The sequence below is a fragment of the Halobacillus sp. ABA4_118 genome (assembly GCF_056160205.1).
In genome coordinates this window covers 3,109,781-3,133,466 of record NZ_JBSWWS010000001.1, presented here as the reverse complement: position 1 = coordinate 3,133,466, position 23,686 = coordinate 3,109,781, and the positions used below count along the sequence as shown (strand labels likewise).

Below are 23,686 nucleotides of genomic sequence, written 5' to 3'. Positions count from 1 at the left end.
GGAGGCTGCCGTCATTGCTATGGTTTTTTATCTTTGTCCTTCTTTTAGTCGTCATGAACGTATGGACAATGGTTAACAGTTTATTCCTATATCCTTTGCGGGCAGGTAAACACGAAGAGGCGGATCAAAAAGTTTCCCTGCTCGTCCCCCTCCGGAATGAAGTGGATAACGTGGAGGGCTTGATCCACTCGCTATCATCACTCACCTATCCAAATCTTGAGATGCTTCTTCTTGATGACCATTCCGAGGATGGTACCTATGAAAAGCTGCTCTCTCTCACAGCGGAGGATGCCCGGTTTACGATTCTGCAGGGGAAAGAGCTGCCGGATGGATGGAACGGGAAAGTTCATGCCTGCCACCAGCTTTCAGAAAAAGCAGGGGGCGACTACCTGTTTTTCCTGGATGCAGATGCCCGTGTCGCCCCATCCGTGATACAGCAAACATTGGGAACAATGAACAAAAGAAAAGCTTCTATGCTCAGCGGATTTCCCTATTACCCGAATCATCATTTTCTCAGCCATATGCTTGTGCCGCTTCAGCATATGGTCGTGCTGCTTCACCTTCCACTTTTTATGGCCAACCGCACGACAAAGCCGATGTTTACAGCAGCCTGCGGCATCTTTATTATGATTGAACGGTCGGCTTATCAGGCGGTCGGAGGTCATGAATCGGTAAAGGATTCGCTTGTAGAAGATGTTCATCTCGCTCGTGAAGTGAAAAAGAACGGTTACCGCATGATCCTTGCCAATATTACATCATCCGCTCTGTCGTATATGTACGAGTCGAACAAAGAAACGTGGGCAGGATTTAAGAAGAATCTATACACCGGCATCGGACGTTCCACATGGATGGTCGTTTTCCTAACCGTGTTGTATGCCATCCTTTTTATACTCCCAGGGGGCCTCGCCATTTTCGGTGTCTTTACGGGATCCTTTCACCTGCTGCTTCCCTATGTATTGCTGATTACGTTCAAAATGTATGTGGATGCACGGACAGGACACCCCTTGTGGCTGTCGTTTCTCATGCCAGTAGCAGGAGTGCTGCTGATTGCGATGATGTGGGCATCCATGCTTGTACATAAACGAGGACGTACTTATCAATGGAAAGGCAGGTCGTATCAATGAAAGCAGTCATTATCGGGGGTGGGCTCGGCGGTCTTTCCGCTGCGGTCCACCTGGCCAGTGAAGGCGTAGATGTGAAATTGTTTGAAAAGAACAGCCATTTTGGAGGCAAAATGATGGCCGTAGACGAAGAAGGCTATCACTTCGACTTTGGCCCCAATACTATGACAATGCCGGATGTATTCACAAGAGTGCTGTCGAAAGCTGGACTCTCCCCCCATCTTCTCGACTTTGAAAAGATTGACACTCATACGAGAAATGTCTTTCCGAATGGCACGACCTTTGATTTTTCCACCGATCAGGATGTTATGAAAAAACAGCTGAAGCAGCTTGATCCTGAAGGGTACCAGGCTTATGAACCGTTTCTGAAGGAGATCGAGCGGCTCTACCATATGTCCCGGAAGCATTTTCTGCACAGAACATTCAACGGATGGAAGGATTATCTGTCTCCCGCCCTTATGAAGAGCATGATGAAGGTACGCCCGCTCCAATCGATGGATCATTTTTTCAGACAGTACTTTACCAATCCTGATATCATTCAGGCTTTGAACCGGTACTCGACGTATATCGGATCCAATCCTTATCAAGCTCCGGCCACATTCAGTATGATTGCCCACCTTGAATGGAATGAGGGGGTGTATTATGTGAAAGGCGGCAATACGAAAATTGCGGAAGCCTTCGTTCAAGCAGCAGAAGCTGCCGGCGTCCATCTCTACAGCGGCACCCCCGTATCAAAAATCCATACGTATCAAGGAAGTGCCGTAGGCGTTGAAACAGGGGATGGCGATTTCTTTGAAGCCGATCATGTCATCGTAAACGGCGATCTGCTCCAGGCAGTCCCGGACCTCATCGATCAGAAGGAAAGGAAAAAAATGAGTGACGGGAAGCTCGCTTCCTATGATCCTTCCATTTCCGCTTTTGTGATCATGGCAGGACTGGATACCTATCTTCCCCAGCTGCACCACCATCATCTGCTCTTTTCGGGTGATTACAAAAAAGAGTTCCGGCAGCTGTCCCGTGGAAGGTATGCCGACGATCCGACGATTTATATCTGTACGTCAGCAAAATCAGATCCTGATGTTTCTCCTAAAGGGGATAATTGTTTTATTCTCGTCAATGCTCCAGCCGTTGGCGGGCATCCGCAGAATAAGGACCATTACAAAGCGCTGATCTATGAAAAGCTGAAAAAGGCCGGCATCCCCATCAGTGATCATCTTGTATATGAAAAGGTCATCGGACCGGAGGAAATTGAAGTGACATTCGGAGCCTATCGTGGTTCGCTTTACGGCCCTTCCTCCAACAGCAGGAGTCAGGCCTTTATGAGGCCGTTCAACAAATCCCAGGACTTGAAAGGCTTATGGTTCTGTGGCGGCAGCACCCATCCTGGTGGTGGTTCCCCGATGGTCGTTCTCAGTGGAGAAAACGTAGCTAATCAAATCATCGGAAAAATTGTCCATATCGAATGAATGCCACACCTGCAAAAAGAGGCTGCCGGAAATCCGGCAGCCTCTTTTATTATGTAAGTTTATGCTTGTTTTCTTTTTGGAAGACAAGACAGGAAATAGGATACGGTGGCCACCACGACCAGGATCAACAGATGGGATGGACCACTCCCAGCTCCGCCTGTCCCAGGGTCATATTGGATCGTCAAAATTATACCAGTGAGATATTGATAGAGAAAATAGAGAACGATAAAACTACTTATAAAAATCAAATACTTTTTCATCAGGCTGCCTCCTTCTTCTGTCTATACGAAACAAGCAGCCAATCGTTTCAAAAAAAATAGGAAATGCATCAGGAAAGGGAGATTGATCGGCTCCGTAAATCCTTCCCTGACGGATCGTCTTCGTTATACAAATGACAGGCTGCATAGTGTCCACTTTCAACCTCCTGCCATTTTGGAACTTCCTCTGCGCAACGGTCCATCGCTGCGGGGCACCTTGTCCGGAACACACACCCGCTTGGAGGATCGATCGGACTGGGAATTTCCCCTTCAATAATCATTTGTTCGCGCTCATCTTCCAAATCCGGGTCAGGAATTGGAATCGCAGACAACAGCGCTTTTGTATAAGGATGGAGGGTTTTTTTATAAAGCTGATCACTGGTTGTCAGCTCGACGAGGTGACCTAAATACATCACCCCGATGCGGTCCGATATATGCTGCACCATAGACAAGTCGTGGGCAATAAACAAATACGTGAGCCCCTTCTCCTCCTGCAGCCTCTCCAACAGGTTGACCACCTGAGCCTGGACAGAAACGTCGAGCGCAGAAATAGGTTCGTCTGCAATAATGACGGATGGATCAAGAGCAAGAGCGCGGGCAATCCCGATCCGCTGCCGCTGTCCGCCGCTGAACTCGTGTGGATATCGATTGGCATGATCACGGTTCAACCCGACTTCTTCAAGCAGTTCATACACCCGTTCCATCCGCTCCCGCTTTGTTCGGAAGAGCTTGTGAATTTCCATGGGTTCCGCAATGATTTCCGCGACCGTGGATCTTGGGTTTAAAGAAGCATAAGGATCCTGAAAGATCATCTGCATCTCTCTTTTCAAGTGGAACTGCTCTTGTTCACTACGATCATGAACACTTTTCCCTTTATATAGAACCTCTCCATCTGTGGCGGAATACAGGTTCATCATCGTCCGGCCTGTGGTCGATTTGCCGCACCCGGACTCCCCGACAAGGCCGAACGTCTCCCCTTCATATACATCAAAGCTGATGCCGTCCACAGCTTTCAACGATTTGTTTCTGCCGATGTCAAAGTGCTTTTTCAATTGTTTGACTTCCAATACTTTTTCCATCGTCATCCTGCCTCCTCCGCTTCTTCCCAGTATCTTCGTACCGCACACAGTTCTTTTTCATAAATCGTGTCGTTCAGCTCAATGATTTCAATGCTCTTCCCTATGTTCGGAGAGTGAAGCATTTTTCCGTCTCCATAATAGAACCCGACATGGTGGACACGCCCCTGACCTTGATCATAGGCAAAAAACAACAGATCGCCAGGCTGCTTTTGATCGATCGGTACTTCCACTCCTTTGGTCACTTGATCAGTGGCGTCACGCGGAATGATGTAGCCATGAGCTTTGTGCAGTGCATAAGCGAAACCTGAGCAGTCAAACCCATATGCACTCATCCCTCCCCAGAAATAAGGCAGATCAAGGAAGGTTTCTGCTGATTCTATAATGGCTGCTCCACTGCCTTTCGGGACCGCTTCACCAGAAGGGTAAACCGATACAGCCTCTGCAGATACATAGCCTTCTCCATGAGGGGTACGGACCTTGATCAGCACGCCCTCCTCTTGAATGACCGGAAGAGAGGTCAGATAACTGAGCTCCAGGAACGGCTGGCGTTTTTCATCCAGAAGCATCGTCTGTTTATCATGGACAACGAGCATGCCATTTCCCTGCCATTTGGAATCCGCCAGAGCACTGAGCTGCCTTTCAGGTATGTAGCCGGGATATCCCCGGGCATCTTTTTTCGAAGCCTGATGCGGAATAATAATCCGTGCCCACCCGTCCTTCATGTCATCGACGATCACTTCTTCGCCGTATAAAAGCTGGGATTGAACGAGATTGTCATCGCAGAGTGCAAGTTTCTGTTTATGATCGAGCTGGTTCAGCCATTCGGACATCGAACTGACCGCTGACAGGCCTGCTTCATCACAGTCTCTCGGGGAGTCTGGTGCCGTCCAGACCGTGGCTACTGGAACGGCCACCACCCAGACTGTTTCGATTGCTGGTTTCTTTGTCATGGTCTTCCTCCTTTTATGAAATCCCGGTATTCTTTAAAGAGAGCCTGGAAACGCCGAGACCCGGAGTTTTTGGTAGAGTCATAACCGCCTGATTGTAATGCACGCCTCCTTCAACAGGGTCTGCGGTAAGCATGAGAGGAGCATCGAAATCTACTTTCGTTACGTTCTTCTGACTGGCAGCAAAATGGGCCGCTGCGGTAATGCCGAGTTTCGTTTCAATCATACTCCCCACCATGCACGGGACGCCGAAACTTTCAGCAGCCGCATTGATTTTCAAGGCCTGGTGAATCCCTCCGCTTTTCATCAATTTAATATTAATCATATCTGCGCTTCCTGTTTTCAAAATACGTATCGCATCTTCTGGAGAAAACACACTCTCATCAGCCATAATTACCGTACTTACTGCATCGGTCACCATCTTAAGTCCATCAATGTCTCCCGCTTTGACCGGCTGCTCCACCAGTTCGATCGGAAGCTTCCTGTTTTCCATCTCACGGATCGCGTAGACAGCTTCTTTTGCTGTCCACGCTTGATTAGCGTCAAGTCGTATGGCAGCTTTTTTTCCTATTCTTTGATGAATGGCTTGTATGCGTTCAATGTCATGGTGGATACTGTCTTTACCAACTTTCACTTTCAAGACGCGGAATCCTCGCTGGATATAGGCGTCAGCGTCCTCCGCCATTTCCTCTGGTGTATGGACACTGACGGTATAATCCGTTTCCAATTGGTCCGTCCACCCTCCAAGAAATTGATAAAGAGGGAGTCCGGCAGCTTGAGAAAGCCCATCATACAATGCCATATCGACGGCTGCTTTGGCACTGGTGTTTCCTACACAGCTCCTATGGAGAGACTCAAATACAGCTTCTCTCTGCAATATGTCGGAGCCAATTAACACCGGTGTCAAAATCTCCTTGATCGTGTGCTCAATACCTCCGAGCGATTCCCCTGTGATGACATGTGTGGGCGGGGCTTCCCCGCAGCCTGTCAGACCATTATCAAATTCAATTTTCACATAGATCGATTCGGCGACGGTCACCGTACGAAGAGCGGTTATAAATGGTTTGTGTAGTGGAACGGCCACCCTCATTGTTTCTACGGACTGGATTTTCATCGCTTTCCCCCCCTTTCGTTATTGAACACCTCCGGCAATCCTCAAATATTCCGCGTTGCTGCACAGCTCCGCCTCCACCCCGAGAGGCACAGCATAGTGAGGCAGACAATGACCGATTCTAAATCCTGACAGGACCGGTTTTTGAAGATCAGCAAAATAATGACGGAATACTTCCTGAACTTCGATCGTTTCTTTTTTCTTTTTAGGATCGGTCTCACTGAAATCACCAACGACGATACCGGAAGCGTCGTCGAGTTTACCTGCAAGCTTTAATTGACTTAAGAAAGAATCAATCCGGTAAGGTTCCTCACCGACATCCTCGATCAACAGAAGCCGGTTCTTCGTATCTATTTCATAAGGGGAACCGATGGAGTTGACAAGAAGGGAAAGGTTTCCCCCCACAAGTCTGCCCGAAGCCGTCCCCTTACAGATTACTTGTAACGGTGATGTCTTATTGGTGTACGTAAATGTATCCGGATGAAACAGCTGGGTAAACCGCTGTTTTGAACGATCATCAAAGCCGGGCTTCCCGACATCCGAGCTCAACATCGGTCCGTGAAATGTGACAAGACCTGCCTGACGCTGGATGGCGGTATGTAAAAAAGTAATATCGCTGTAGCCCCAGAATACTTTGGGGTTTCTGCGGATCATGCTGTAATCGATGGAAGCAGCCAGACGACTGGTCCCATACCCCCCTCCGGCACAGAAAATCCCTTTAATGGCTGGATCTCTGAACATCTGATGCAGGTCGTTCAGTCGTTCACGGTCTGTGCCAGCCAAGTAGCCGTATGTCCGCTTAACGTTTGGTCCGATCATAACGTTCAATCCCAGCGCATGCAGGAACGGCAGCGCATTTGTTAAATTCGTTAGATCCGGAGGGCTGGCTGGAGCAATCACTCCAACCGTATCTCCTTTTTGTAATCGGTTTGGTTTCTGCATAGACTCCTCCATAGAGAAGAGGCAAGCCCGGCTCAGCCGGGTGCCCCTTTGGTTGTTACTCCTTATCTGCCCATTTCAATTCCAGATAGCCGACAGGATGACGGATGACATCGGATATGCCTTCTTTTTCGAGCAGAACGAAGTTGTAGAAATGGATCGGGAAGATCGGCATCTCTTCAAATAAAATCTTCTCTGCTTCATACATATGCTCCCACCGCTTCGTTTCATCGGTTTCATTTTTCGCCTGTTCAATGAATTGATCATACTCGTCATTGGACCAGCCCGTCCGGTTCATGGATGAATCGGTGACGAAACTTTCCAGGAAGTTGATCGGATCGGCATAGTCGGCGATAAAGGAGCTGCGTGACAACTGGTGCTTCAAATCTTTTTGATTCTGGAGGAATACGTTCCACTCTGCATTTTCCAGGGTGACGTCAACATCCAGGTTTTCCTTGAACATCTGCTGGATCGTTTCCGCAACCTTTTTATGTGACTCACTTGTATTATAGGAAAGAGTGATTGGAGGCAGTTCTTCATAGCCTTCTTCCTTCATCCCTTCCTCCAGCAGCTTTTGCGCCTCTTCAGCGTTGAACTCTACAAGGTTTCCATTCTGTTCACGGAAATCTTCCCCGGAAGGGCCTTCGAATCCATAGGAAACGAATCCGTAAGCAGGTTCTTCTTTGTTTTTCGTTACATAATCAACGATGTCCTGCTGATTGACAGCCATCGCAAGCGCCTGTCTGATTTTCTTGTTCTGGAACGGCTCTTCGTTTACATTAAAACGATAAAAATAGGTGCCCGCCTGGTCTTGAACTTTCAGCTGTTCATGTTCCATCAGCTCTTCGGACATATCAGCCGGGATGTTCGTCGTGTCCAGTTCCCCACTTTCATACATCTGGTATTCTGTGTTGGTATCATTGACCATGGCCCAGTGAACTTCATCCAGCTTGACTGTATCCTTGTCCCAATAGTTTTCATTTTTCTTAAACGTCATTTCACTGTCATGCTTCCACTCGTCCAACGTAAACGGTCCGTTTCCTACAAAGCTGTCCGCTTCCGCATACCATTCGGCATTTTCTTCCGCCACACTTTCATTAATCGGGAAGAACGCCGGGTTGGAGATAATATTCAGGAAGTAACCGGTTGGTGAGGAGAGGGTCACTTTCAGCTCCTTCTCGCTTACGGCCTCGACCATCACATCTTCTTTTGATCCATCACCATTGTTAAACGCTTCTCCACCTTCAATGAAATAGCCGAGAAACGCAGCCGGAGAGGCCGTTTCAGGATCCAAAAGACGTTTCCAGGCAAATTCAAAATCTCCTGCTGTTAAGTCGTCACCATTGGACCATTTGGCATCCTCACGAATCATAAACGTGTAAACCTTACCATCTTCAGAAACTTCCCACTCCTCTGCCGCTGCAGGCTCAGGCTGATGATCCTTCCCGAGCCGGGTCATTCCTTCCATCAGGTTGTTCAAAGCGTTCCAGGAAACGGAATCAAATCCCATCGGAGGGTCAAAGGACGTCGGCTCTTCCCCATTATTGAGCAGTAATGTTTTAGTGTCTCCTGATTCTGCCTGCTCCCCTTCCGCATTGTCCTCTTCACTAGAACTGTTGGCTGTACAGGCCGCCAGCACAGCAATAATTGCAATCCCCCATAAAACATGCAGCCACTTTTTCATCGTACTACCCCTCTCTTTGATCATGATTGAATGGTTGCTGAGTATTTCTCCGCCCGCTCATCTTGAAGCCAGCAGTCCACCTCATGGGTTTCGCTGCGGACCGTTGGATATGGATAAATCCTGCTGCACACTTCCATAGCAGCCGGACACCGGGCGGTAAATGGACAGCCTTCCGGTGGTGAAAACAAATCCGGAGGCGTACCGTCAATCGGAATCAGCTTTTCTCCTTTTTGGTCCAGACGGGGAACGGAATGCAGAAGCCCTTTTGTATAGGGATGCTGCGGCTCATAAAAGATCTCCCGCCTTGTACCTGTTTCGACGACTTTCCCTGCGTACATGACCGCGATCCGGTCCGCCACTTTCGCAACCACACCCAAATCGTGTGTGATCAGGATGATCGAGACTCCGGTTTCCTTTTGAATTTTGTTAAACAGCTGGAGAATCTGCGCCTGAATCGTTACGTCAAGGGCAGTCGTCGGTTCATCGGCTATCAAGAGCTCCGGTTCACAGATAAGAGCCATAGCAATGACAATCCGCTGCCGCATTCCGCCGGAAAACTGGTACGGATACTGCTTCATCCGTTCATCAGGATTCGGAATGCCGACGAGGTTCAACATGTCCACAGCCTGGCCTTCCGCTTCTTTTTTCGTCACACGCCGGTGCTGTCTGAGCCCTTCTGTAAGCTGATCACCGACAGTCAACGTCGGGTTCAAGGCTGTCATCGGATCCTGGAAGATCATCGATATGTCGACACCACGGATCCCTCTCATTTTCTTGTCGGACAGTTTCGTCATGTCCTTTCCCTTAAAGAGAATGCTTCCCTCTTTGATCTGTCCCGGAGGGGTCGGGATTAAGCGCATAATGCTTGAGGCTGTTACACTTTTTCCACAGCCGGATTCTCCGACAATTGCAAGCGTCTCTCCTTCGTACAAGTCGAGATTGACTCCGCGCACCGCCTGCACTTCTCCTCCGAACGTCTTAAAGGAGATATGCAGGTCATGAATTTCAAGAATCTTGTTCAACATCCTCACCTCCTTAAGCGTGGGTCGAGCGCATCCTGCAGCCCGTCCCCGAGCACATTAAATGCAAACATCGTTGCTGAAATAAAGAAGGCCGGGAAAAACAGCCGCCACCAGTCCCCCGACAAAATGACGCCGAGGGCATCGTTCGCCATGACTCCCCAGCTGGCATAGGGAGACTGGATGCCGAGACCGAGAAAACTTAAAAAGGCTTCGGCGAAAATCGCCGTCGGAACGGTCAGCGTCATTTGTACAATGATGGGCCCCATCGTATTAGGCAGCAGATTTTTCTGGATGATCCGTTTCGTTTTGGCACCAAAGGACTGAGAAGCCATCACAAATTCGTTGTGCTTCAACTGCAGCACCTGCCCACGGACAATCCTTGCCATCCCCACCCATCCGGTTACTGTAAGAGCAATAATGATGGTCAAAAGGCTCGGCCCCATAACGACTAACAGAAGAATGACAACGAGCAGGTAAGGAAGGCCGTACAATATTTCAATGATCCGCATCATCACATTGTCCGTACGGCCGCCTTTATAACCGGAGATCCCTCCATAAACGACTCCGATAAAGAAATCAATCAGGGCGGCCATCAAACCGACAAACAAAGAAATTCTCGCTCCATACCACGTTCTTGTAAACACATCACGGCCGAGTTCATCCGTCCCGAACCAGTGACTGAGAGACGGGGGCTGGTTTTGATCAGCCAGGGAAGCTTCGGACACGGTATACGGGGAAATCCATGGGCCGATCACCGCCATGACGGCAAGCAGAATGAGGAAAACAAACCCTGCCATGGCTAATTTGTTCTGGCGGAGCCTGCGCCAGGCATCTTCCCAGTATGAAAGGGAAGGACGGACCACAGACTCAGCCTCATCGATGTTTTTCTCTTTTGGCCGGAACCACTCATCCGGAATCGATGAATGGGAATCATCCCGTTGCTTTTCTTTTAAAGCAGACATATCAGCTGCTCCCCCCTTCCTTATGAAGTTTGATGCGCGGGTCTAAAAAGCCATAGGCAATATCAACAAGGAACAGCATGAATACGAGAAAAGCGCTGTAAAATACGGTCGTTCCCATAATGACTGGATAGTCCCTCTGGTTGATCCCTTCTACGAAATATTTGCCCATACCTGGAATAGCGAAGATTTTTTCGATAACAAAAGTGCCTGTTAAAATTCCTGCAAGGAGGGTCCCCATAATGGTCACGACCGGCATCAAGGCATTTTTCAATGCATGTTTCACAACGACCTTATAGGGAGAAAGCCCTTTGGCACGGGCTGTTTTTATGTAGTCCTGGGTCAAGGTTTCCAACATGCTCGATCGTGTCAGCCTGGCGATAATCGCCATCGGCCCTGTTGCAAGGGCGAGTACAGGGAGAACCATATGAGCAGGAGAACTCCAGGTCGCTGCCGGAAGCCATTCCAGCTGTACAGCCAGCTGTTGGATCAGCATGGTAGCCAGGACAAAGTTTGGAATGGAAATGCCGAGAACGGCGATAGTCATGGCCATGTAATCAATCAGATGGTTATGTTTTAAAGCCGCAAACACTCCGAGAGCCACCCCGGATACCAGCGCGATCAGAACCGTCCAGATTCCGAGTTCAGCTGAGATAGGAAAACCACGGCCAAGCAGAGAATTCACCGTTTCGGTCGGCTGCTTGATCGAAGGACCAAAATCAAGAGTGATGATGGATTTTAAATAAAGCACATACTGGACAGCGAGCGGTTCATTCAAGTGGTAATGCTCCTCCAGATTCTGCTGAACCGCTGCATTAGTGGTCCTTTCTTCGTTAAACGGTGATCCTGGAATCAAGTTCATCAGGAAGAATGTTAACGTAGCGATAATAAAAACGGTAACAACCATGTAAACCAAACGTTTCACTATGTATGTAACCAATCGTTTTTCCTCCCCTCAGCTTGATGTCGCCTGCATCGCAAGTTCTGTCATGACGAGCATCGCCTGGTAGGCTTCCAGTAGATCGACGGACTTAAAATGAACCGTTGTTGAACCTGGTTCAAGTGTGGTTCCCGGCATCAAATGGGCCCATTCTGCCTGTCCATAGTTCATGAATTCAATTTTCAGCTCAGGGTGTGCTGCTGTCGTGAGCGGCTTTATTTCCCCCCGTCTATTTATGGCAAGTGCGGTTCGCTCCCGGAGAAGCTCACCGGCTTTTTTCGGTGTGAGGCTTTTCACGGCTGTACGGGAGATGGTCTCTTTCACAGGTGCCGTCACGATGTTCGGCACCAGGTCTTCGGCTTCAGCTGCTGCACAATCATCACCAGCCACCATCAGGACAGGCACGCCGTAGTAGCCGGCCATCAAAGCATTGAACCCCAGTTCTCCAACGGGTTTGTCGTTAATGAAAAAGTGACGCACTCCAAACGTCATGGAATGGGAAAGCACCCCTTTTTGGGCCGCTCTTGCGTGATAGCCGATAAACACCGCGCCGTCAAAGCCCGCATCAAGTCCCTGAACCATTGAATAAGGTTTCGCACTTCCAGTAATAAGCGACACATCCGGATGGATTTCATCAATAAGCAGGTTATTCATTTTAGAATGACTGTCGTTGACGAGAATCTCAGTGGCCCCATTTCGAAATGCTTCTTCAATCACATGATTCGTTTCCTGTGTCATGATTTTTCTAGCGCGTTCATAATTGTGTTTGGACGAATCGACAAAGGTGTGATCGGGAACCCCAGTAATTCCCTCCATGTCGACAGAAAGATACAGCTTCATACAGTTCTTTCCTCCCTAGTCATTATGTGTTAATATTTCTAATTTTCTCATAACTTTACCAATAAAAAGGAATAATTTCAAGAAGGAAAACGAACTATGAAATATTATTTCAAACCGCAGAATCCCTCGATTCCTCGGCAAAACAGCCGGTGTTCGACAAAAAGGGATGCAAAAAACCGCTGGATTTTCCAGCGGTTTTCAACTAAAAAGCTCTATTCCTTCCCGATTCAACACGTTCCCTTTCACCGATGGTTGATGGGGGCTGTTTTTGAAAACGTCATGACAGGGCACCATGATTCCCGAGCCTGTCTTCTCAGCCATCTGCTTATTTGAAACGCTGTATACCACCCGGCGGACGCTGGAAAACACGATAGCACCGGCGCACATGACGCACGGCTCACAGCTTGTGTACAACGTATAGTCACTCAAGTCTGTCCCCCCTGTTTCCCGGCAGAAACGCCTGATTAAGGCAAGCTCTGCATGATGGGTGGGATCGCTGTTTGTATGCACCTGGTTTCCTTCCTCCATGATAACAGCACCCTCTTTCACGAGAAGGGCACCAAACGGCGCATTTCCTTGTTTTTTAGAACGGCGGGCTATGATAAGCGCCCGCTGAATCATCTCTTCATCCTTCGTCATTATCCAATCCCTCCTGTCTAGTCCTTTTGTTCCTTGTTGTGTTCCCTTTTATTCCCTTCACCACCCATAAAAAAAAGAGACGGATGCTATTCGTCTCTTTTCTAAAGTAATCGGATGTGTGTAATTTTTGTTTCAGGAAACTTTCTCAAATGGCTTTCCCGGGCTTGTTCCCGGTGAGCAGCAAACACGGGAACACGTTTGACTACACCAGATTTTGCCTGATAGTAGATCAAATACTTCTCCTGCATCAGGACGCTCCTTTCTATAAACAACAGATCGTAGTTACAAGTATCTGCTATATTATAGAAAACTATACCTGTGGACGCCCCGGCGCATGAATCATCCGCTTTCCCTTTTTGTCCAATCGACTGCGGAACGAATCCCGCCTGACACCCCCGCTCCGGCAAGAAAGATCATCCCATAGGAGGCCAGCAGGAGCGGTCCCGGAATACCGGAAGAAACAACGGCTCCGCATGCGGAGCCGATTCCGATAGCAGAGATCCATAAAACTAGAACATTCTTCAATATCTTATTCAAGCACAGTCCTGACACGAATAAGCCTCCTGCTATCCATAACACAAGCGTCATATAGCTTCCTCCTTTTTCTATGCCGCCCCGGTCTTGTCCTATAAAGAAAGCAGCGGTCATTCCTCCGCCCGCTGCTAATCGTGATAGCCTTCTGCTGTTTTACCAGATCCTGGTTTATTCCACAGCTCATGAAAGGCCCAGTATGGACGTCCATCTTCATAGTAAAAAAGCACAGAGTTTGACTCTGTCACCAGTCCTTTTCCTTCGTACCGCCAGTCCATCAGCCATGCTGTTTTCAGCCTTCGGATAGCTTCTGTGTCGGTAAGACGGGTGTGTACGGCAACAATTCTTAAAGGCGGTGCAACTGACACCCCTTTAATTTCCTTGACCGGTTCCCACAACTGTTCCATCAGACGTACTTTTTCCAACCACCGCAGACCTCGGCTTTTCTTTTCATGCCCATCCTGTTTTTTCTGCATCCATAAACCGATTCCCCAGCAAATGAGAAGCAGGGCACTGACTATCGATAATATTCTCACTCGTATTCCCCTCTATCAGCTTATGCGGGCAGAACAGGATCCTTTCCTACATAAAAAAAGAAGCAGCATCACTGCATTTCTGCAATGATCTGCTTCTTCTGCTTGTCCGAAACGTAATTCCGGCGGCCGAACACTTGGTAATCATTTTTTCGAACGGTGGGAAGGATCGCACGATACATCTTCGCCGCTCCCCCCACAGGAGCTCTGGAATACACCGGATAATCGGGAATGGTTTTCAAAGCCCTCTCGTAATAGGTTTCTGCGTCATGAGCCAGGTCCTCCCACATTTGTATGAAGGCGGTATTTACTTTTCCATTCTGCAGATCCCGAGAGGTATAACCATAGGATTCCATGACTTGTGTCGGTAAGTATACACGGTCAATTTCCACATCTTCTCCAATATCCCGCAGGATGTTGGTCAACTGCATCGCATAACCGAGTTCAACAGCCCCCTGCCTTAAAGAAGCCGTACGACCGGGAGCAATGACAGGCAGCAGCATCAGACCAACGGTACTCGCTACATGATAGCAGTAGTCAAGAAGATCTTCCTTCGTCTCAATCAAAGTCGGATACAGGTCCATCCGCTGCCCCTTGATCATATCGTAATATGGGTCCGGATCTATAGAAAAACGTCGGAAAACGTCGTCCAGAGCGAGCCAGCACGGATCATTCAGTTCAAGCTTTCCCTCAAGGAATTGGTCAAATTCAAAGGCGAACGCCTCCAGCTCTGCTTTCGGGTTCGTCCCTTCATCAACAATATCATCCACACGCCGGCAGAAAGCATAAATGGCCCAGACAGCCCTTTTCTGCTGCCTGGGCAGCATAGCGAATGCTTTGGAAAATGTCTTGGAATGTTCTTCAATAATCCTTCGACAATGATGGTATGCTTGATTCAAATCCGTCATCATTAAACACCTCGCTTGTAATTATGCCTTTTTTTAGACCCATATTGCAAATAATCTGCCAACAATTTTGCTCCCTGCATAACAATAGGGACGCCACCGCCGGGGTGAACAGACGCTCCGACAGCATATACATTCCTGACCGGATAAGGCTGAAGCTGTGGTCGGAAGACACCGGATTGGAACAGGGTGGGGGCAATCCCGAAGCTGCCGCCTTCAAACAAACCGTCTCTTGCCGCTTCCTCCGGAGAACGGACATGCATCCATTCGATATGGTTTCGGAGTTCAGGGAAACCGCGGGCTTCCATTTCATCCAGGACGTGCTCGATCAATGCTTCTTTTCCGTTCCAGTCCACGTCTTTTCCAGCTGGTACTGGAATCAGCGTATACAATACCCCTTTTCCTTCCGGAGCCAGGGAGCCGTCGATAATGGATGGGTGGAACGTGTAAAAGGATGGTTCATCAGGAAGCACTTTATCCATAAATACCTGTTTCATATGATGGTCGAAATCAGACGTCATGAAAAACTGGTGCATCGTGTTGTTTTCATAAATACGGTCAAGACCCATATAGAGGAGGAGACATCCGGAGGAAGCCGTATATTTTCGATTCAGACGCTTCTTCTCGGGCATCAGTTTATCCATTAATGGAAAGTCACCATTCAGGATATATTCATCAAAAGAACGTGTTTCTCCATTGACGGTAATGGAAGAAGCTTCTCCCCCCTCCACCTCCACATGGCTCACTTCCGCATTCGTGTGTATCGAAACGCCGCGGCGTTCCAATTCCTTTTGTATGATCTCCACAAGGTGGGCGTACCCTCCTTTGACATACCAGATCCCGTGTTCGTGCTCACTGTAGGAAACGAGCGAATACATCGCCGGAGACTGCTCGGGGTGACCGCCGATGTACAGCGTCTGGAGTGTGTACGCTTCTACAAGACGTTCATCATCGAAGTACGTCCGCATCATCTTCTTCACATTTTGATAAGCTTTCAGTTTCATCAGCGTTTTGATGTTCTTCCCCGAAAAGAACGTCCGTTTTTCGACAAAAGACTTTTCAAGAAACTGTGCTTTCCCCTGCAGGAACCTCGTTTTCATGTCCTGAAGGAACCCGTCGAAATGCTGTTCGTTCCCTGGAAATTTCGCTTCCAGTTCTTCCTTCTGAAGAGCTGGATTTCTATGTTTCGTATAGATGGACCCATCCTTAAAATGAATATGATATAACGGATCACACGGTTCCATAGGGATTTCCTCTCTCGGAATTCCCGCCTCCTCCATAATGGTGAGCAGCATTTCGGGCAGAAGGACGATGGTCGGACCCTGGTCAATCTTGAAACTGCCGTGACGCTCATAAGTTAAACGCCCGCCTAGAAAATCGTTCTTCTCAAAAATCGACACGTGTCGTCCTTCCTGTTTGGACAAGTACAAAGCGGTCACAAGTCCGCCTATTCCTCCTCCGACAATGGCTGTACGTCTCATACCGGCTCCACCTCTTTCTCGGTAATCCATCCGGTGGTGATTCGTGCCGATTCCAAAATCGTAGGAAGACCGCTTCCCGGGTGCGTTCCTCCTCCCACAAGCCAGCAGTGATCCAGCTCCTGGAATCGGTTGTGAGGGCGGAAGTACATCATCTGTGACAGTTGGTGACCAAGACTGAACGTAGCTCCCTGATGAACAAAATGGTCCGTTTCCCATTGTTTCGGTGTCAGAACTTTCTCGACGACGATATGATCCCGAATGTCTGAAAAGCCGGTTTTCGCTTCTATTTCGTCAAAGACCAATTGTTTAAAAGTATCTTCCTTATCCTCCCAGTCGATTTCAGAATAATTGTTCGGTACAGGGGCCAGAATGTAAACAGCCGAATGACCTTCGGGTGCCAGTGTATCATCCGTGACACTGGCGTTATGAATATAGATGGAGGGTTCATCGGATAAAACGAGGTCTTTGGTCATTTCCTCCACATTCTTCTTATAATCTTCGGCGAACAGGATCGTGTGATGGGGCATTTCATACTTTTTGTCCAGGCCGACATAGATCATAAAAGTGGAACAGGAGAATTTTTTATTCTCCAGCTTCTTCTTCGAATGCTTGCGGAGGACGCCGTCATCAACGAGTTTCGTCATGGCCTCTGCAAAATCGGCGTTGATGATGTATTCGTCCGCCTTCACAATTTCGCCGGAATCCAGTTCCAGGCTCGAAATGGCCTGATGATCTGTATGGATTCGTTTTACTCCACTGTTCAAATGGATCTTCCCACCGTGTTCTTCTGTCACTGCGGCCATCGCCTTGGAAAGCTGATTGACGCCTCCAATGGGATGAAACACGCCCCATTCGTGTTCCATGTACGAGAGAATGGAAAAAGCTCCCGGGCATTCCCACGGAGACATGCCGAGATATTTAGCCTGGAATGTAAAGGCTATTTTCAACTTCTCATCCGTAAAGTAGTCGGAGAGGACATCGTACACGGATTTACCCAGTGACAACTTCGGCAGGGCTTTCAACGCCCGTTTGGAAACATAGTCCGTCAGACGGTTATGTTTCGTCTGCAGCAGCGGCATCAGCGCCTGCATCTTCTCCCCTGTCTCCTCCATAAACCGCTCATACCCGTGTTCATTTCCAGGGAAATGTTTCTGGATGACTTCCACCATCTTCTGCCGATCGCGATACATCGGGATGCGTATCCCATCAAACTGCAGCTCATACATTGGTGCCAGTTCTTTTAAATCGAGATAATCATGGACGTTCCTCCCTGACATCTCAAAGATCTCCTCCATGATCTGCGGCATACTTAAAAATGTCGGTCCAATATCAAACGTATATTCTCCTAAAGAAAAATGACCGTTTCGTCCTCCTACAAACGGCTGTTTTTCATAAACGTCTACGTCGTACCCTTTTGCGGCTAAAATCATAGCCGATGCAAGCCCTCCGGGGCCGGCACCAATCACAGCGATCTTTTTCATTACGTTCACCTTCTCTTATGTGACATCTATTGTGCAATCATTATACAAAATATGTACAAAGCCGGCTATTCAATGTACTTCCTCAATGTGCCGGTCTTTTTTCCTATACACATGATGTACCCTTCTTCGTTGTTCTATAACCTACATAAGAGCATTCACATTAATTATTTTCGACACATGTGTCAAAAAACCTTCTCCTCTACCGATTTTAACGGGATAAAATCATGAATTATGGGAAAAATACAGCCGAAGGAGGACTGTCTATGTATGCAAACCAAAGAATTTCGGGACCTTATTACCCTTCTCATTCGACTCAGCATCCGCCCCATAACCAGTATAACAATGAACAGATAAACCACTGGTGCGAAGAGCTCGACCAATGCAGCCATCAGCAGAAGCAGCAGGCTGATGCCCTTCACCAAAGGAGCAGCATTACGAAGTTATCTCCACCAACATTTATGAACTGATCTTTCTGGGTGAATGACCATACACAACAGCCTCCCTCTGCATAGGCTACGAATGTAACAACAGGAGGTGAGCTTATGTACGGAGGCTATCCTTACGGAGGAAGACAATGCCACAGACCTTGCTACCGCAACAACTTTGCTTTAATCGTCGTATTGTTCATCCTGCTTATAATTGTAGGTGCAGCATTTTACTGCTGATGGGTTGGTCATAAACTGCCGCAGTGAGATCAGGCGGCCGGGCCGGTCTGAAAAGAAAATTCGGGAACAGGAGGGTATGTCATCTCCCTGTCCCCTTTCTACAGACTCATCCTATACCTTATTAAAAAAGAACACAGCCCAAGCGCTGTGTTCTTTGTCTTTATCTGCAGCATCAAAACCGTGTGCGTTGGGAATAGCTGCCCGCTGCATGATCGGCGCCGTGGACGATTTCCACGGTTACCATAAGGAACAGGAGTAGATCCTGAATCCGGCTTTGAACCTATTCTTCCTGTTGTTTATCCAATGATGATTCTTTCTCTCGGATAATGGTAATTACCCCTGGCATCGTTTTTCTGGAACGTAAACAAGAATGTCAACAGACCTATTCTTCCTAAGAACATAAGGAGCATTAACACACACTTCCCGAATGTTGTCATTCCAGGGGTGATCCCCAGGGATAACCCGACGGTTCCGAATGCAGATGTTACTTCAAATACAAGTTCATTCAAAGTAAATGGTTCTGTAATCGTTAATGTAATTACAGCGCTCAGACAGACAAATAGAGCAACAATTAAAACGACAACGGCTTTATTCAAGTCTTCCGGATGAACCTCACGACGGAAAATGCGGATGTTATTTCCTCCGCGGGCAAAAGTGAGCACAAAAATGACCACAAGAGCAAAAGTTGTCGTTCGAATCCCGCCTCCGACACTGCTTGGAGACGCCCCGATAAACATCAGCGAGGACATGAACAACTGGGTCTGCTCTGTAAACTGGTTGATATCCAGCGTGGATAAGCCGCCGCTCCGTGTGGTGACGGATTGAAAAAGCGCATAAAAGAATATTTCATGCCAGGTCTTATCAGCAAAGAAATGATTGAACTCAAGCAGGACAATCATGATCGTCCCGAACACAACCAGGACAAAAAATGTCAGGGTTGTAAGCTTGGCAAACAAGGAAAAACGAATCGTCTTCTCCTCCTGATTTTGGAGGAGATACTGCTTCACCTCAATCAAGACGGGAAAGCCGATCGCCCCTGCGATAATCAAAATCATATTAATGAACTGGACAAAGTAGTCATCCTTAAAGAGGACGAGCGACTGTCCTGTAATATCAAAACCACCGTTGGTCATGGCACTGATTGTCCCGAAAAATCCTTGAAGGTAAGCTTCCCCGGGATCGAAATACTGGAGGTAGTACGTACCCAGCACTAAAAATCCAATCAATTCGATTAAAAGCACTACGAGGACAATTTCCTTCACAAGCCGTACCATTCCCTGGAAGGAGGTCTGATTCTGATCGGTCATGATCAAACGCCGTTCCTTCAGGCCGATCTTCTTCCCGAGGACAAGCCAGATCAGTGTTCCAAGCGTCATGACGCCAATCCCGCCAAGCTGCAGGACGATAGCGAGGATGAATATGCCCGGTGTACTGAAAGTCTCGGCTGTAGGGACCGTTGTCAACCCTGTTACACTGACAGCACTGACAGCTGTAAATAATATATCAATAAAATCCAACTTCACGCCGTCCTGGTGAGCTACAGGCAGAGCGATCAAGATGGAAGATATGGTCACAGCGAGCAGGTAATACACTGCAATCAACTGAAATGGTGTTAAATCGTTAAGCCACCGCAGGCCTTTTCTTCTCACCCACATACTAAAACTCCTTTTGATGCTGCTTTTTCTGTTCGATGATGACCATCATTCATAGTATAGCAGGATAATCGACATAATACTTCCATGATTTATGAATTTACAAAAGCTGATAAAAGAAGCACATAGAAGGCGTCTGGGGGGGATCCCAGACGCCTCTGTCCGTTCAATTAAGCTTTCGATTCGCTGCCTTTCTGCTTGAACTGCTCCAACAGATCCTCCCCTTGATATCCTTCATCAAGCAGCTGTTTGAGCACTTTTTCAACCTGTTCCTGTTGACGATCCATCATCGTTCCCATGAAAATGACATTCATTGAACCACCAATTTCATTAAAATCGATCGGTTTGACCATAAACGTAGCGGGACGGTTTGTCTGTTTCGTAATCTTCGCCTGGATAATAATCTCATCCCCGTTCCGGTACATATCCTCAAAAAAGGAACGGTAGCTGTTATCCATGTAGGCCTCAATCACCCAGCGCCCGTGATCATCTTCACGGTTGATGATTAAACCATCCTGCAGCTTGATTCTCCGCTGCGTAATGTCTTCGTTCTTCTCTTCGACAATGTCCAATGAAATCAATTTAAAGGTTTTCATCCGAATGACCTCCGGGATTCATCATTATAACTCATTATAGAGGAAAAGGAGGGGGTGAGAAAAGCCTGAATCTTACTTTTTTCTATCCTCCGATGTAGGACATTTCAATTTTCCGCTCTTTCATCGGTTTTCCCCGGGCTCTGTCAGCCGAGTATTGATCGGCACGTCCTTCCCATACAGCCATCAAATAATCGGTCAGGTCCTCGTCACTCCAATTCTCCCGCAGACGTCCACGCAGATCGTATCCTGAATCCGCAAACAGGCAGGTATACAGCTGCCCGTCTGCTGACAAACGGGCTCTCGTGCAGCTGGAGCAGAATGCTTCAGTAACCGATGAAATGATGCCGATTTCCCCAGACCCATCTTCATATTGATAACGGGAGGCCACTTCTCCGTAATAATTAGCATCTGCCGGAATTAAAGGCATTTCCTCATGAATAGCATCAACGATGGCTTTTTTTGATACGACGGCATCCATATTCCACCCATTATGGTTACCGACTTCCATAAACTCAATGAATCGAAGGTTGTCCCCCGTCTTTTTAAAGTAACGGGCCATCGGAAGAATCTGATCCTCATTCATTCCTTTTTTTACGACCATATTTATTTTAATTCCCAGTCCAGCCTTTCTCGCGGCTTCAATTCCACGCAGGACCGGATCCGTATGAACTCCTCGGCCGTTGGTTTTCTTGAACACTTCATCTTCAATGGCGTCAAGACTGATGTTCACCCGGTCTAGTCCCGAGGCCTTCAATTTTTCTGCCTGCTTTACAAGCATCACCGCATTCGTCGTCAAAGCGATATCTTTGATTCCGTCAATTTCCCGGATACGCCGGATGAGTACATCCAGATCCTTTCTGAGCAGAGGTTCCCCTCCGGTCAGACGGATTTTTTCGACACCGAACTGGGCAAAGATGTGGACAAGACGTATGATCTCATCAAAGCTGAGCCGCTCTTTTTCCGGCATAAATAAATAATCCGGTCCAAAAATCTCGGCAGGCATGCAATAGCTGCAGCGGAAATTGCATTTATCAATAACAGATATCCGCAGATCTTTAATCGGCCTTCCTAGTCGGTCTATGATACGGGAATCGATAGGATCACCCCTTTAAAATTGTGTTTGACCCGTCTGGTCTTCCAAAAGGACGGCTTCCACCATGTCCCCTTTGCTGTATCCCCTTGTACCGCCTCTTAAGACGATGAAAACATCTGTATGGGCCAGTGAGGTCACAACGGCTGATTTATCCATGCCGGCGGGATAAACGACGACTTTCCCCTCTTCGTAGTGCAGTTTCCCACGGACGAACCTCATAAATGGATTGGCTTTCTTGAAATCCTCACCAAGAACAGCCTGCACCCGGGTGTGATAGGGACGTGTGTTCCCCATAAAATGCTGAAGGATCGGATGGACAAATAATTCATACCCGACATAGCAGGCCGAAGGATTTCCGCTCAGTCCATACAGCAGTTTTCCGTGATGCTCTGCGACCGTTGTGACACTCCCCGGTCTCATCGCCACCTTATTGAATAAGACTTCCGCATCCAGCTTTTCGTAAATATCCGGCATCAGATCATAATCCCCGACAGAGACGCCCCCTGTTGTCACCAATACATCGTAATCTCCAAGAGCGCTGGAGACCGCTTCATAGCAGGAATCAAAATCATCATCCAGTTTTCCTAAATATGTACACGCTGCCCCGGACCTCTGCAACTGAGCCTGAATCATAGATGCATTGGAATTGCGGATCTTCCCAGGTTCCAGAGGTTCATCCACTTCCATCAGTTCTGTACCTGTGGCAAAAACACCTACCCTGGGTTTTTTATATACGCTGATTTCAGAATAACCGAACGTGGCCAGCAGGGCTTGGACCCCCGGATTTATTTTAGCTCCTTCCGGTACGAGCACTTCTCCCTGCTCTGCTTCCGAGCCTTTCTGAATTACATTCTGCCCTGCATCCATCCTCCTCTTAAGCGTCATAACCGGCTGCCCTGTTTGATCTTCTCCCGTGGTGCAGATTTCAAACATAGCTACGCAGTCCGCCCCCTGTGGGATTTCAGCACCTGTCATTATTCTGACGGCCTCCCCCGGCCGCAGCTCCCTTGAAGCCCGGTGTCCTGCAGCCACCGTTTCTATAACCTGGAACGTTCCCGGATTTTCGCGGGACAGGTCTTTTGTATCCGCTGAAGACAAAGCAAAACCGTCGTAAGGAGATTTATGAAAAGGAGGTACGGCATGAGTGGCAGATACATCTTCTGCCAGCACTCGTCCACCACTTTCATGAAGGAATTTCTTTTCCACCCCGCCCTTTCGTTTATACTGCATGACCCTTTCCACAGCATCCAGGACGGGAAGAGGTGTTCTATGTAAATGTGCCATCTATTTCTTTCCTTTCTGTGATCCGGTAAAATGGATACGCTTCTTAGAACATAAAGCATTTTTCCAACTTTTTCAAAGGTTGTCGAATGTAATCATTTTTTCCCTTTACAGACGATTCTGAAACATAAGGACAGCACATGTTCTTCTCATGGACGTTACGCAAAGAATCGAATATGGAAGCGTTTTGGAGTGACGGGCCTGCTTCGGATGTATCCACCGATAAGCCCCCCGGACAGGATACGGAGAAAGGTGTTCCATAAAGGGTTACCCTTCACCTATAAAAATTCAAAGGGATCATCAATAACGTGTACGATGAGGCACGCCTGTCCAGACTTCACAGAAGATTAACAAAATCCCTTGGCAGCTTGTAGAGAAACCCCTGTTTCTTTACAAGCTTTTTTCGTTCTTACCGCCAGGAGCGAAAGCCCCTTCCCTTTCCGCGGACGAGCGCCCGAGCTTCC

General features: G+C 48.0%; 25 protein-coding genes. 4 read left to right on the top strand and 21 right to left on the bottom strand.

What is annotated here, in order from left to right:
• Window positions 1-14 precede the first annotated feature (14 nt).
• Window positions 15-1,124: a glycosyltransferase family 2 protein gene (locus tag ACXAGL_RS16000; protein WP_474991793.1), complete on the top strand. Its 1,110-nt coding sequence runs from the start codon at window positions 15-17 to the stop codon at window positions 1,122-1,124.
• On the top strand, window positions 1,121-2,587 hold the full coding sequence (locus ACXAGL_RS15995; RefSeq protein ID WP_474991791.1) for a phytoene desaturase family protein: 1,467 nt from the start codon (window positions 1,121-1,123) through the stop codon (window positions 2,585-2,587). The genes ACXAGL_RS16000 and ACXAGL_RS15995 overlap by 4 nt, the downstream gene beginning before the upstream one ends.
• 59 nt (window positions 2,588-2,646) lie before the next feature.
• Here the strand turns inward: ACXAGL_RS15995 and ACXAGL_RS15990 are convergent, their stop codons facing one another.
• The 17 genes from ACXAGL_RS15990 to ACXAGL_RS15910 form a co-directional block, all read right to left on the bottom strand.
• Complete coding sequence (locus ACXAGL_RS15990; protein ID WP_474971557.1) at window positions 2,647-2,847, bottom strand: hypothetical protein; 201 nt, start codon at window positions 2,845-2,847, stop codon at window positions 2,647-2,649.
• A 68-nt stretch (window positions 2,848-2,915) separates the two neighbouring features.
• On the bottom strand, window positions 2,916-3,929 hold the full coding sequence (locus tag ACXAGL_RS15985) for an ABC transporter ATP-binding protein (protein ID WP_474991789.1): 1,014 nt from the start codon (window positions 3,927-3,929) through the stop codon (window positions 2,916-2,918).
• On the bottom strand, window positions 3,926-4,873 hold the full coding sequence (locus tag ACXAGL_RS15980; RefSeq protein WP_474971559.1) for a C40 family peptidase: 948 nt from the start codon (window positions 4,871-4,873) through the stop codon (window positions 3,926-3,928). The genes ACXAGL_RS15985 and ACXAGL_RS15980 overlap by 4 nt, the downstream gene beginning before the upstream one ends.
• 13 nt (window positions 4,874-4,886) lie before the next feature.
• Entirely contained in the window at window positions 4,887-5,984 is a 1,098-nt protein-coding gene (locus ACXAGL_RS15975; RefSeq protein WP_474968327.1) for a dipeptide epimerase, read from the bottom strand.
• 18 nt (window positions 5,985-6,002) lie between these two features.
• The gene (locus ACXAGL_RS15970; protein WP_474991787.1) at window positions 6,003-6,923 is read right to left on the bottom strand and encodes a S66 peptidase family protein; all 921 of its coding nucleotides are present in this window, start codon (window positions 6,921-6,923) and stop codon (window positions 6,003-6,005) included.
• 55 nt (window positions 6,924-6,978) lie between these two features.
• Window positions 6,979-8,604 carry a peptide ABC transporter substrate-binding protein gene (locus ACXAGL_RS15965; protein WP_474971562.1) on the bottom strand — a complete coding sequence of 542 codons (1,626 nt, stop codon included), beginning with the start codon at window positions 8,602-8,604 and terminating at the stop codon, window positions 6,979-6,981.
• A gap of 20 nt (window positions 8,605-8,624) precedes the next feature.
• A complete protein-coding gene (locus tag ACXAGL_RS15960; protein WP_474970379.1) occupies window positions 8,625-9,626 on the bottom strand; it encodes an ABC transporter ATP-binding protein in 1,002 nt (333 codons plus the stop codon).
• Window positions 9,627-9,631: 5 nt separating this feature from the next.
• The gene (locus tag ACXAGL_RS15955; RefSeq protein ID WP_474971563.1) at window positions 9,632-10,588 is read right to left on the bottom strand and encodes an ABC transporter permease; all 957 of its coding nucleotides are present in this window, start codon (window positions 10,586-10,588) and stop codon (window positions 9,632-9,634) included.
• 1 nt (window position 10,589) lies between these two features.
• Window positions 10,590-11,525, bottom strand: coding sequence for an ABC transporter permease (locus ACXAGL_RS15950; RefSeq protein WP_474968323.1), 936 nt, complete (start codon window positions 11,523-11,525; stop codon window positions 10,590-10,592).
• A gap of 15 nt (window positions 11,526-11,540) precedes the next feature.
• Window positions 11,541-12,365: a M55 family metallopeptidase gene (locus tag ACXAGL_RS15945; protein ID WP_474971564.1), complete on the bottom strand. Its 825-nt coding sequence runs from the start codon at window positions 12,363-12,365 to the stop codon at window positions 11,541-11,543.
• 198 nt (window positions 12,366-12,563) lie between these two features.
• Window positions 12,564-13,004 carry a nucleoside deaminase gene (locus tag ACXAGL_RS15940; protein ID WP_474971565.1) on the bottom strand — a complete coding sequence of 147 codons (441 nt, stop codon included), beginning with the start codon at window positions 13,002-13,004 and terminating at the stop codon, window positions 12,564-12,566.
• Window positions 13,005-13,105: 101 nt separating this feature from the next.
• A complete protein-coding gene (locus tag ACXAGL_RS15935; protein WP_474971566.1) occupies window positions 13,106-13,252 on the bottom strand; it encodes a hypothetical protein in 147 nt (48 codons plus the stop codon).
• A 91-nt stretch (window positions 13,253-13,343) separates the two neighbouring features.
• Window positions 13,344-13,592 (bottom strand): hypothetical protein, encoded by a 249-nt coding sequence (locus tag ACXAGL_RS15930; protein ID WP_474968320.1) that lies wholly within the window; start codon window positions 13,590-13,592, stop codon window positions 13,344-13,346.
• Between the two features lie 74 nt (window positions 13,593-13,666).
• Window positions 13,667-14,071: a hypothetical protein gene (locus ACXAGL_RS15925; protein ID WP_474968319.1), complete on the bottom strand. Its 405-nt coding sequence runs from the start codon at window positions 14,069-14,071 to the stop codon at window positions 13,667-13,669.
• A 68-nt stretch (window positions 14,072-14,139) separates the two neighbouring features.
• On the bottom strand, window positions 14,140-14,976 hold the full coding sequence (locus ACXAGL_RS15920) for a phytoene/squalene synthase family protein (protein ID WP_474968318.1): 837 nt from the start codon (window positions 14,974-14,976) through the stop codon (window positions 14,140-14,142).
• Window positions 14,977-14,978: 2 nt separating this feature from the next.
• Window positions 14,979-16,454, bottom strand: coding sequence for a phytoene desaturase family protein (locus tag ACXAGL_RS15915; protein ID WP_474991785.1), 1,476 nt, complete (start codon window positions 16,452-16,454; stop codon window positions 14,979-14,981).
• Window positions 16,451-17,935 carry a phytoene desaturase family protein gene (locus tag ACXAGL_RS15910; RefSeq protein WP_474991783.1) on the bottom strand — a complete coding sequence of 495 codons (1,485 nt, stop codon included), beginning with the start codon at window positions 17,933-17,935 and terminating at the stop codon, window positions 16,451-16,453. Before ACXAGL_RS15910 ends, ACXAGL_RS15915 begins: the two co-directional genes overlap by 4 nt.
• Before the next feature lie 263 nt (window positions 17,936-18,198).
• Between ACXAGL_RS15910 and ACXAGL_RS15905 the strand changes: the two genes are divergently transcribed.
• The gene (locus ACXAGL_RS15905) at window positions 18,199-18,402 is read left to right on the top strand and encodes a hypothetical protein (RefSeq protein WP_474968315.1); all 204 of its coding nucleotides are present in this window, start codon (window positions 18,199-18,201) and stop codon (window positions 18,400-18,402) included.
• 75 nt (window positions 18,403-18,477) lie between these two features.
• Window positions 18,478-18,600, top strand: coding sequence for a YjcZ family sporulation protein (locus ACXAGL_RS15900; RefSeq protein ID WP_084162986.1), 123 nt, complete (start codon window positions 18,478-18,480; stop codon window positions 18,598-18,600).
• A 296-nt stretch (window positions 18,601-18,896) separates the two neighbouring features.
• Here ACXAGL_RS15900 and ACXAGL_RS15895 read toward each other — a convergent pair whose 3' ends face one another.
• The 4 genes from ACXAGL_RS15895 to ACXAGL_RS15880 all read right to left on the bottom strand — a co-directional run bounded on the left by ACXAGL_RS15895 (window position 18,897) and on the right by ACXAGL_RS15880 (window position 23,225).
• Complete coding sequence (locus tag ACXAGL_RS15895; RefSeq protein ID WP_474968314.1) at window positions 18,897-20,255, bottom strand: TrkH family potassium uptake protein; 1,359 nt, start codon at window positions 20,253-20,255, stop codon at window positions 18,897-18,899.
• A gap of 167 nt (window positions 20,256-20,422) precedes the next feature.
• Window positions 20,423-20,848, bottom strand: coding sequence for a YwpF-like family protein (locus ACXAGL_RS15890; protein WP_474968313.1), 426 nt, complete (start codon window positions 20,846-20,848; stop codon window positions 20,423-20,425).
• 82 nt (window positions 20,849-20,930) lie between these two features.
• A complete protein-coding gene (gene moaA, locus ACXAGL_RS15885) occupies window positions 20,931-21,944 on the bottom strand; it encodes a GTP 3',8-cyclase MoaA (protein WP_474992392.1) in 1,014 nt (337 codons plus the stop codon).
• Between the two features lie 12 nt (window positions 21,945-21,956).
• Window positions 21,957-23,225 (bottom strand): molybdopterin molybdotransferase MoeA, encoded by a 1,269-nt coding sequence (locus ACXAGL_RS15880; protein WP_474991781.1) that lies wholly within the window; start codon window positions 23,223-23,225, stop codon window positions 21,957-21,959.
• Window positions 23,226-23,686: the final 461 nt, after the last annotated feature.

What these genes read in the sequence shown, in the direction of transcription:
- ACXAGL_RS15995 (WP_474991791.1), top strand. Translation starts at nt 1,121, where the DNA reads ATGAAAGCAGTCATTATCGGGGGTGGGCTCGGCGGTCTTTCCGCTGCG.
- ACXAGL_RS15990 (WP_474971557.1), bottom strand. Translation starts at nt 2,847, where the DNA reads ATGAAAAAGTATTTGATTTTTATAAGTAGTTTTATCGTTCTCTATTTT.
- ACXAGL_RS15985 (WP_474991789.1), bottom strand. Translation starts at nt 3,929, where the DNA reads ATGACGATGGAAAAAGTATTGGAAGTCAAACAATTGAAAAAGCACTTT.
- ACXAGL_RS15980 (WP_474971559.1), bottom strand. Translation starts at nt 4,873, where the DNA reads ATGACAAAGAAACCAGCAATCGAAACAGTCTGGGTGGTGGCCGTTCCA.
- ACXAGL_RS15975 (WP_474968327.1), bottom strand. Translation starts at nt 5,984, where the DNA reads ATGAAAATCCAGTCCGTAGAAACAATGAGGGTGGCCGTTCCACTACAC.
- ACXAGL_RS15970 (WP_474991787.1), bottom strand. Translation starts at nt 6,923, where the DNA reads ATGCAGAAACCAAACCGATTACAAAAAGGAGATACGGTTGGAGTGATT.
- ACXAGL_RS15965 (WP_474971562.1), bottom strand. Translation starts at nt 8,604, where the DNA reads ATGAAAAAGTGGCTGCATGTTTTATGGGGGATTGCAATTATTGCTGTG.
- ACXAGL_RS15955 (WP_474971563.1), bottom strand. Translation starts at nt 10,588, where the DNA reads ATGTCTGCTTTAAAAGAAAAGCAACGGGATGATTCCCATTCATCGATT.
- ACXAGL_RS15945 (WP_474971564.1), bottom strand. Translation starts at nt 12,365, where the DNA reads ATGAAGCTGTATCTTTCTGTCGACATGGAGGGAATTACTGGGGTTCCC.
- ACXAGL_RS15940 (WP_474971565.1), bottom strand. Translation starts at nt 13,004, where the DNA reads ATGACGAAGGATGAAGAGATGATTCAGCGGGCGCTTATCATAGCCCGC.
- ACXAGL_RS15935 (WP_474971566.1), bottom strand. Translation starts at nt 13,252, where the DNA reads ATGCAGGAGAAGTATTTGATCTACTATCAGGCAAAATCTGGTGTAGTC.
- ACXAGL_RS15930 (WP_474968320.1), bottom strand. Translation starts at nt 13,592, where the DNA reads ATGACGCTTGTGTTATGGATAGCAGGAGGCTTATTCGTGTCAGGACTG.
- ACXAGL_RS15920 (WP_474968318.1), bottom strand. Translation starts at nt 14,976, where the DNA reads ATGACGGATTTGAATCAAGCATACCATCATTGTCGAAGGATTATTGAA.
- ACXAGL_RS15915 (WP_474991785.1), bottom strand. Translation starts at nt 16,454, where the DNA reads ATGAGACGTACAGCCATTGTCGGAGGAGGAATAGGCGGACTTGTGACC.
- ACXAGL_RS15910 (WP_474991783.1), bottom strand. Translation starts at nt 17,935, where the DNA reads ATGAAAAAGATCGCTGTGATTGGTGCCGGCCCCGGAGGGCTTGCATCG.
- ACXAGL_RS15905 (WP_474968315.1), top strand. Translation starts at nt 18,199, where the DNA reads ATGTATGCAAACCAAAGAATTTCGGGACCTTATTACCCTTCTCATTCG.
- ACXAGL_RS15900 (WP_084162986.1), top strand. Translation starts at nt 18,478, where the DNA reads ATGTACGGAGGCTATCCTTACGGAGGAAGACAATGCCACAGACCTTGC.
- ACXAGL_RS15895 (WP_474968314.1), bottom strand. Translation starts at nt 20,255, where the DNA reads ATGTGGGTGAGAAGAAAAGGCCTGCGGTGGCTTAACGATTTAACACCA.
- ACXAGL_RS15890 (WP_474968313.1), bottom strand. Translation starts at nt 20,848, where the DNA reads ATGAAAACCTTTAAATTGATTTCATTGGACATTGTCGAAGAGAAGAAC.
- ACXAGL_RS15880 (WP_474991781.1), bottom strand. Translation starts at nt 23,225, where the DNA reads ATGGCACATTTACATAGAACACCTCTTCCCGTCCTGGATGCTGTGGAA.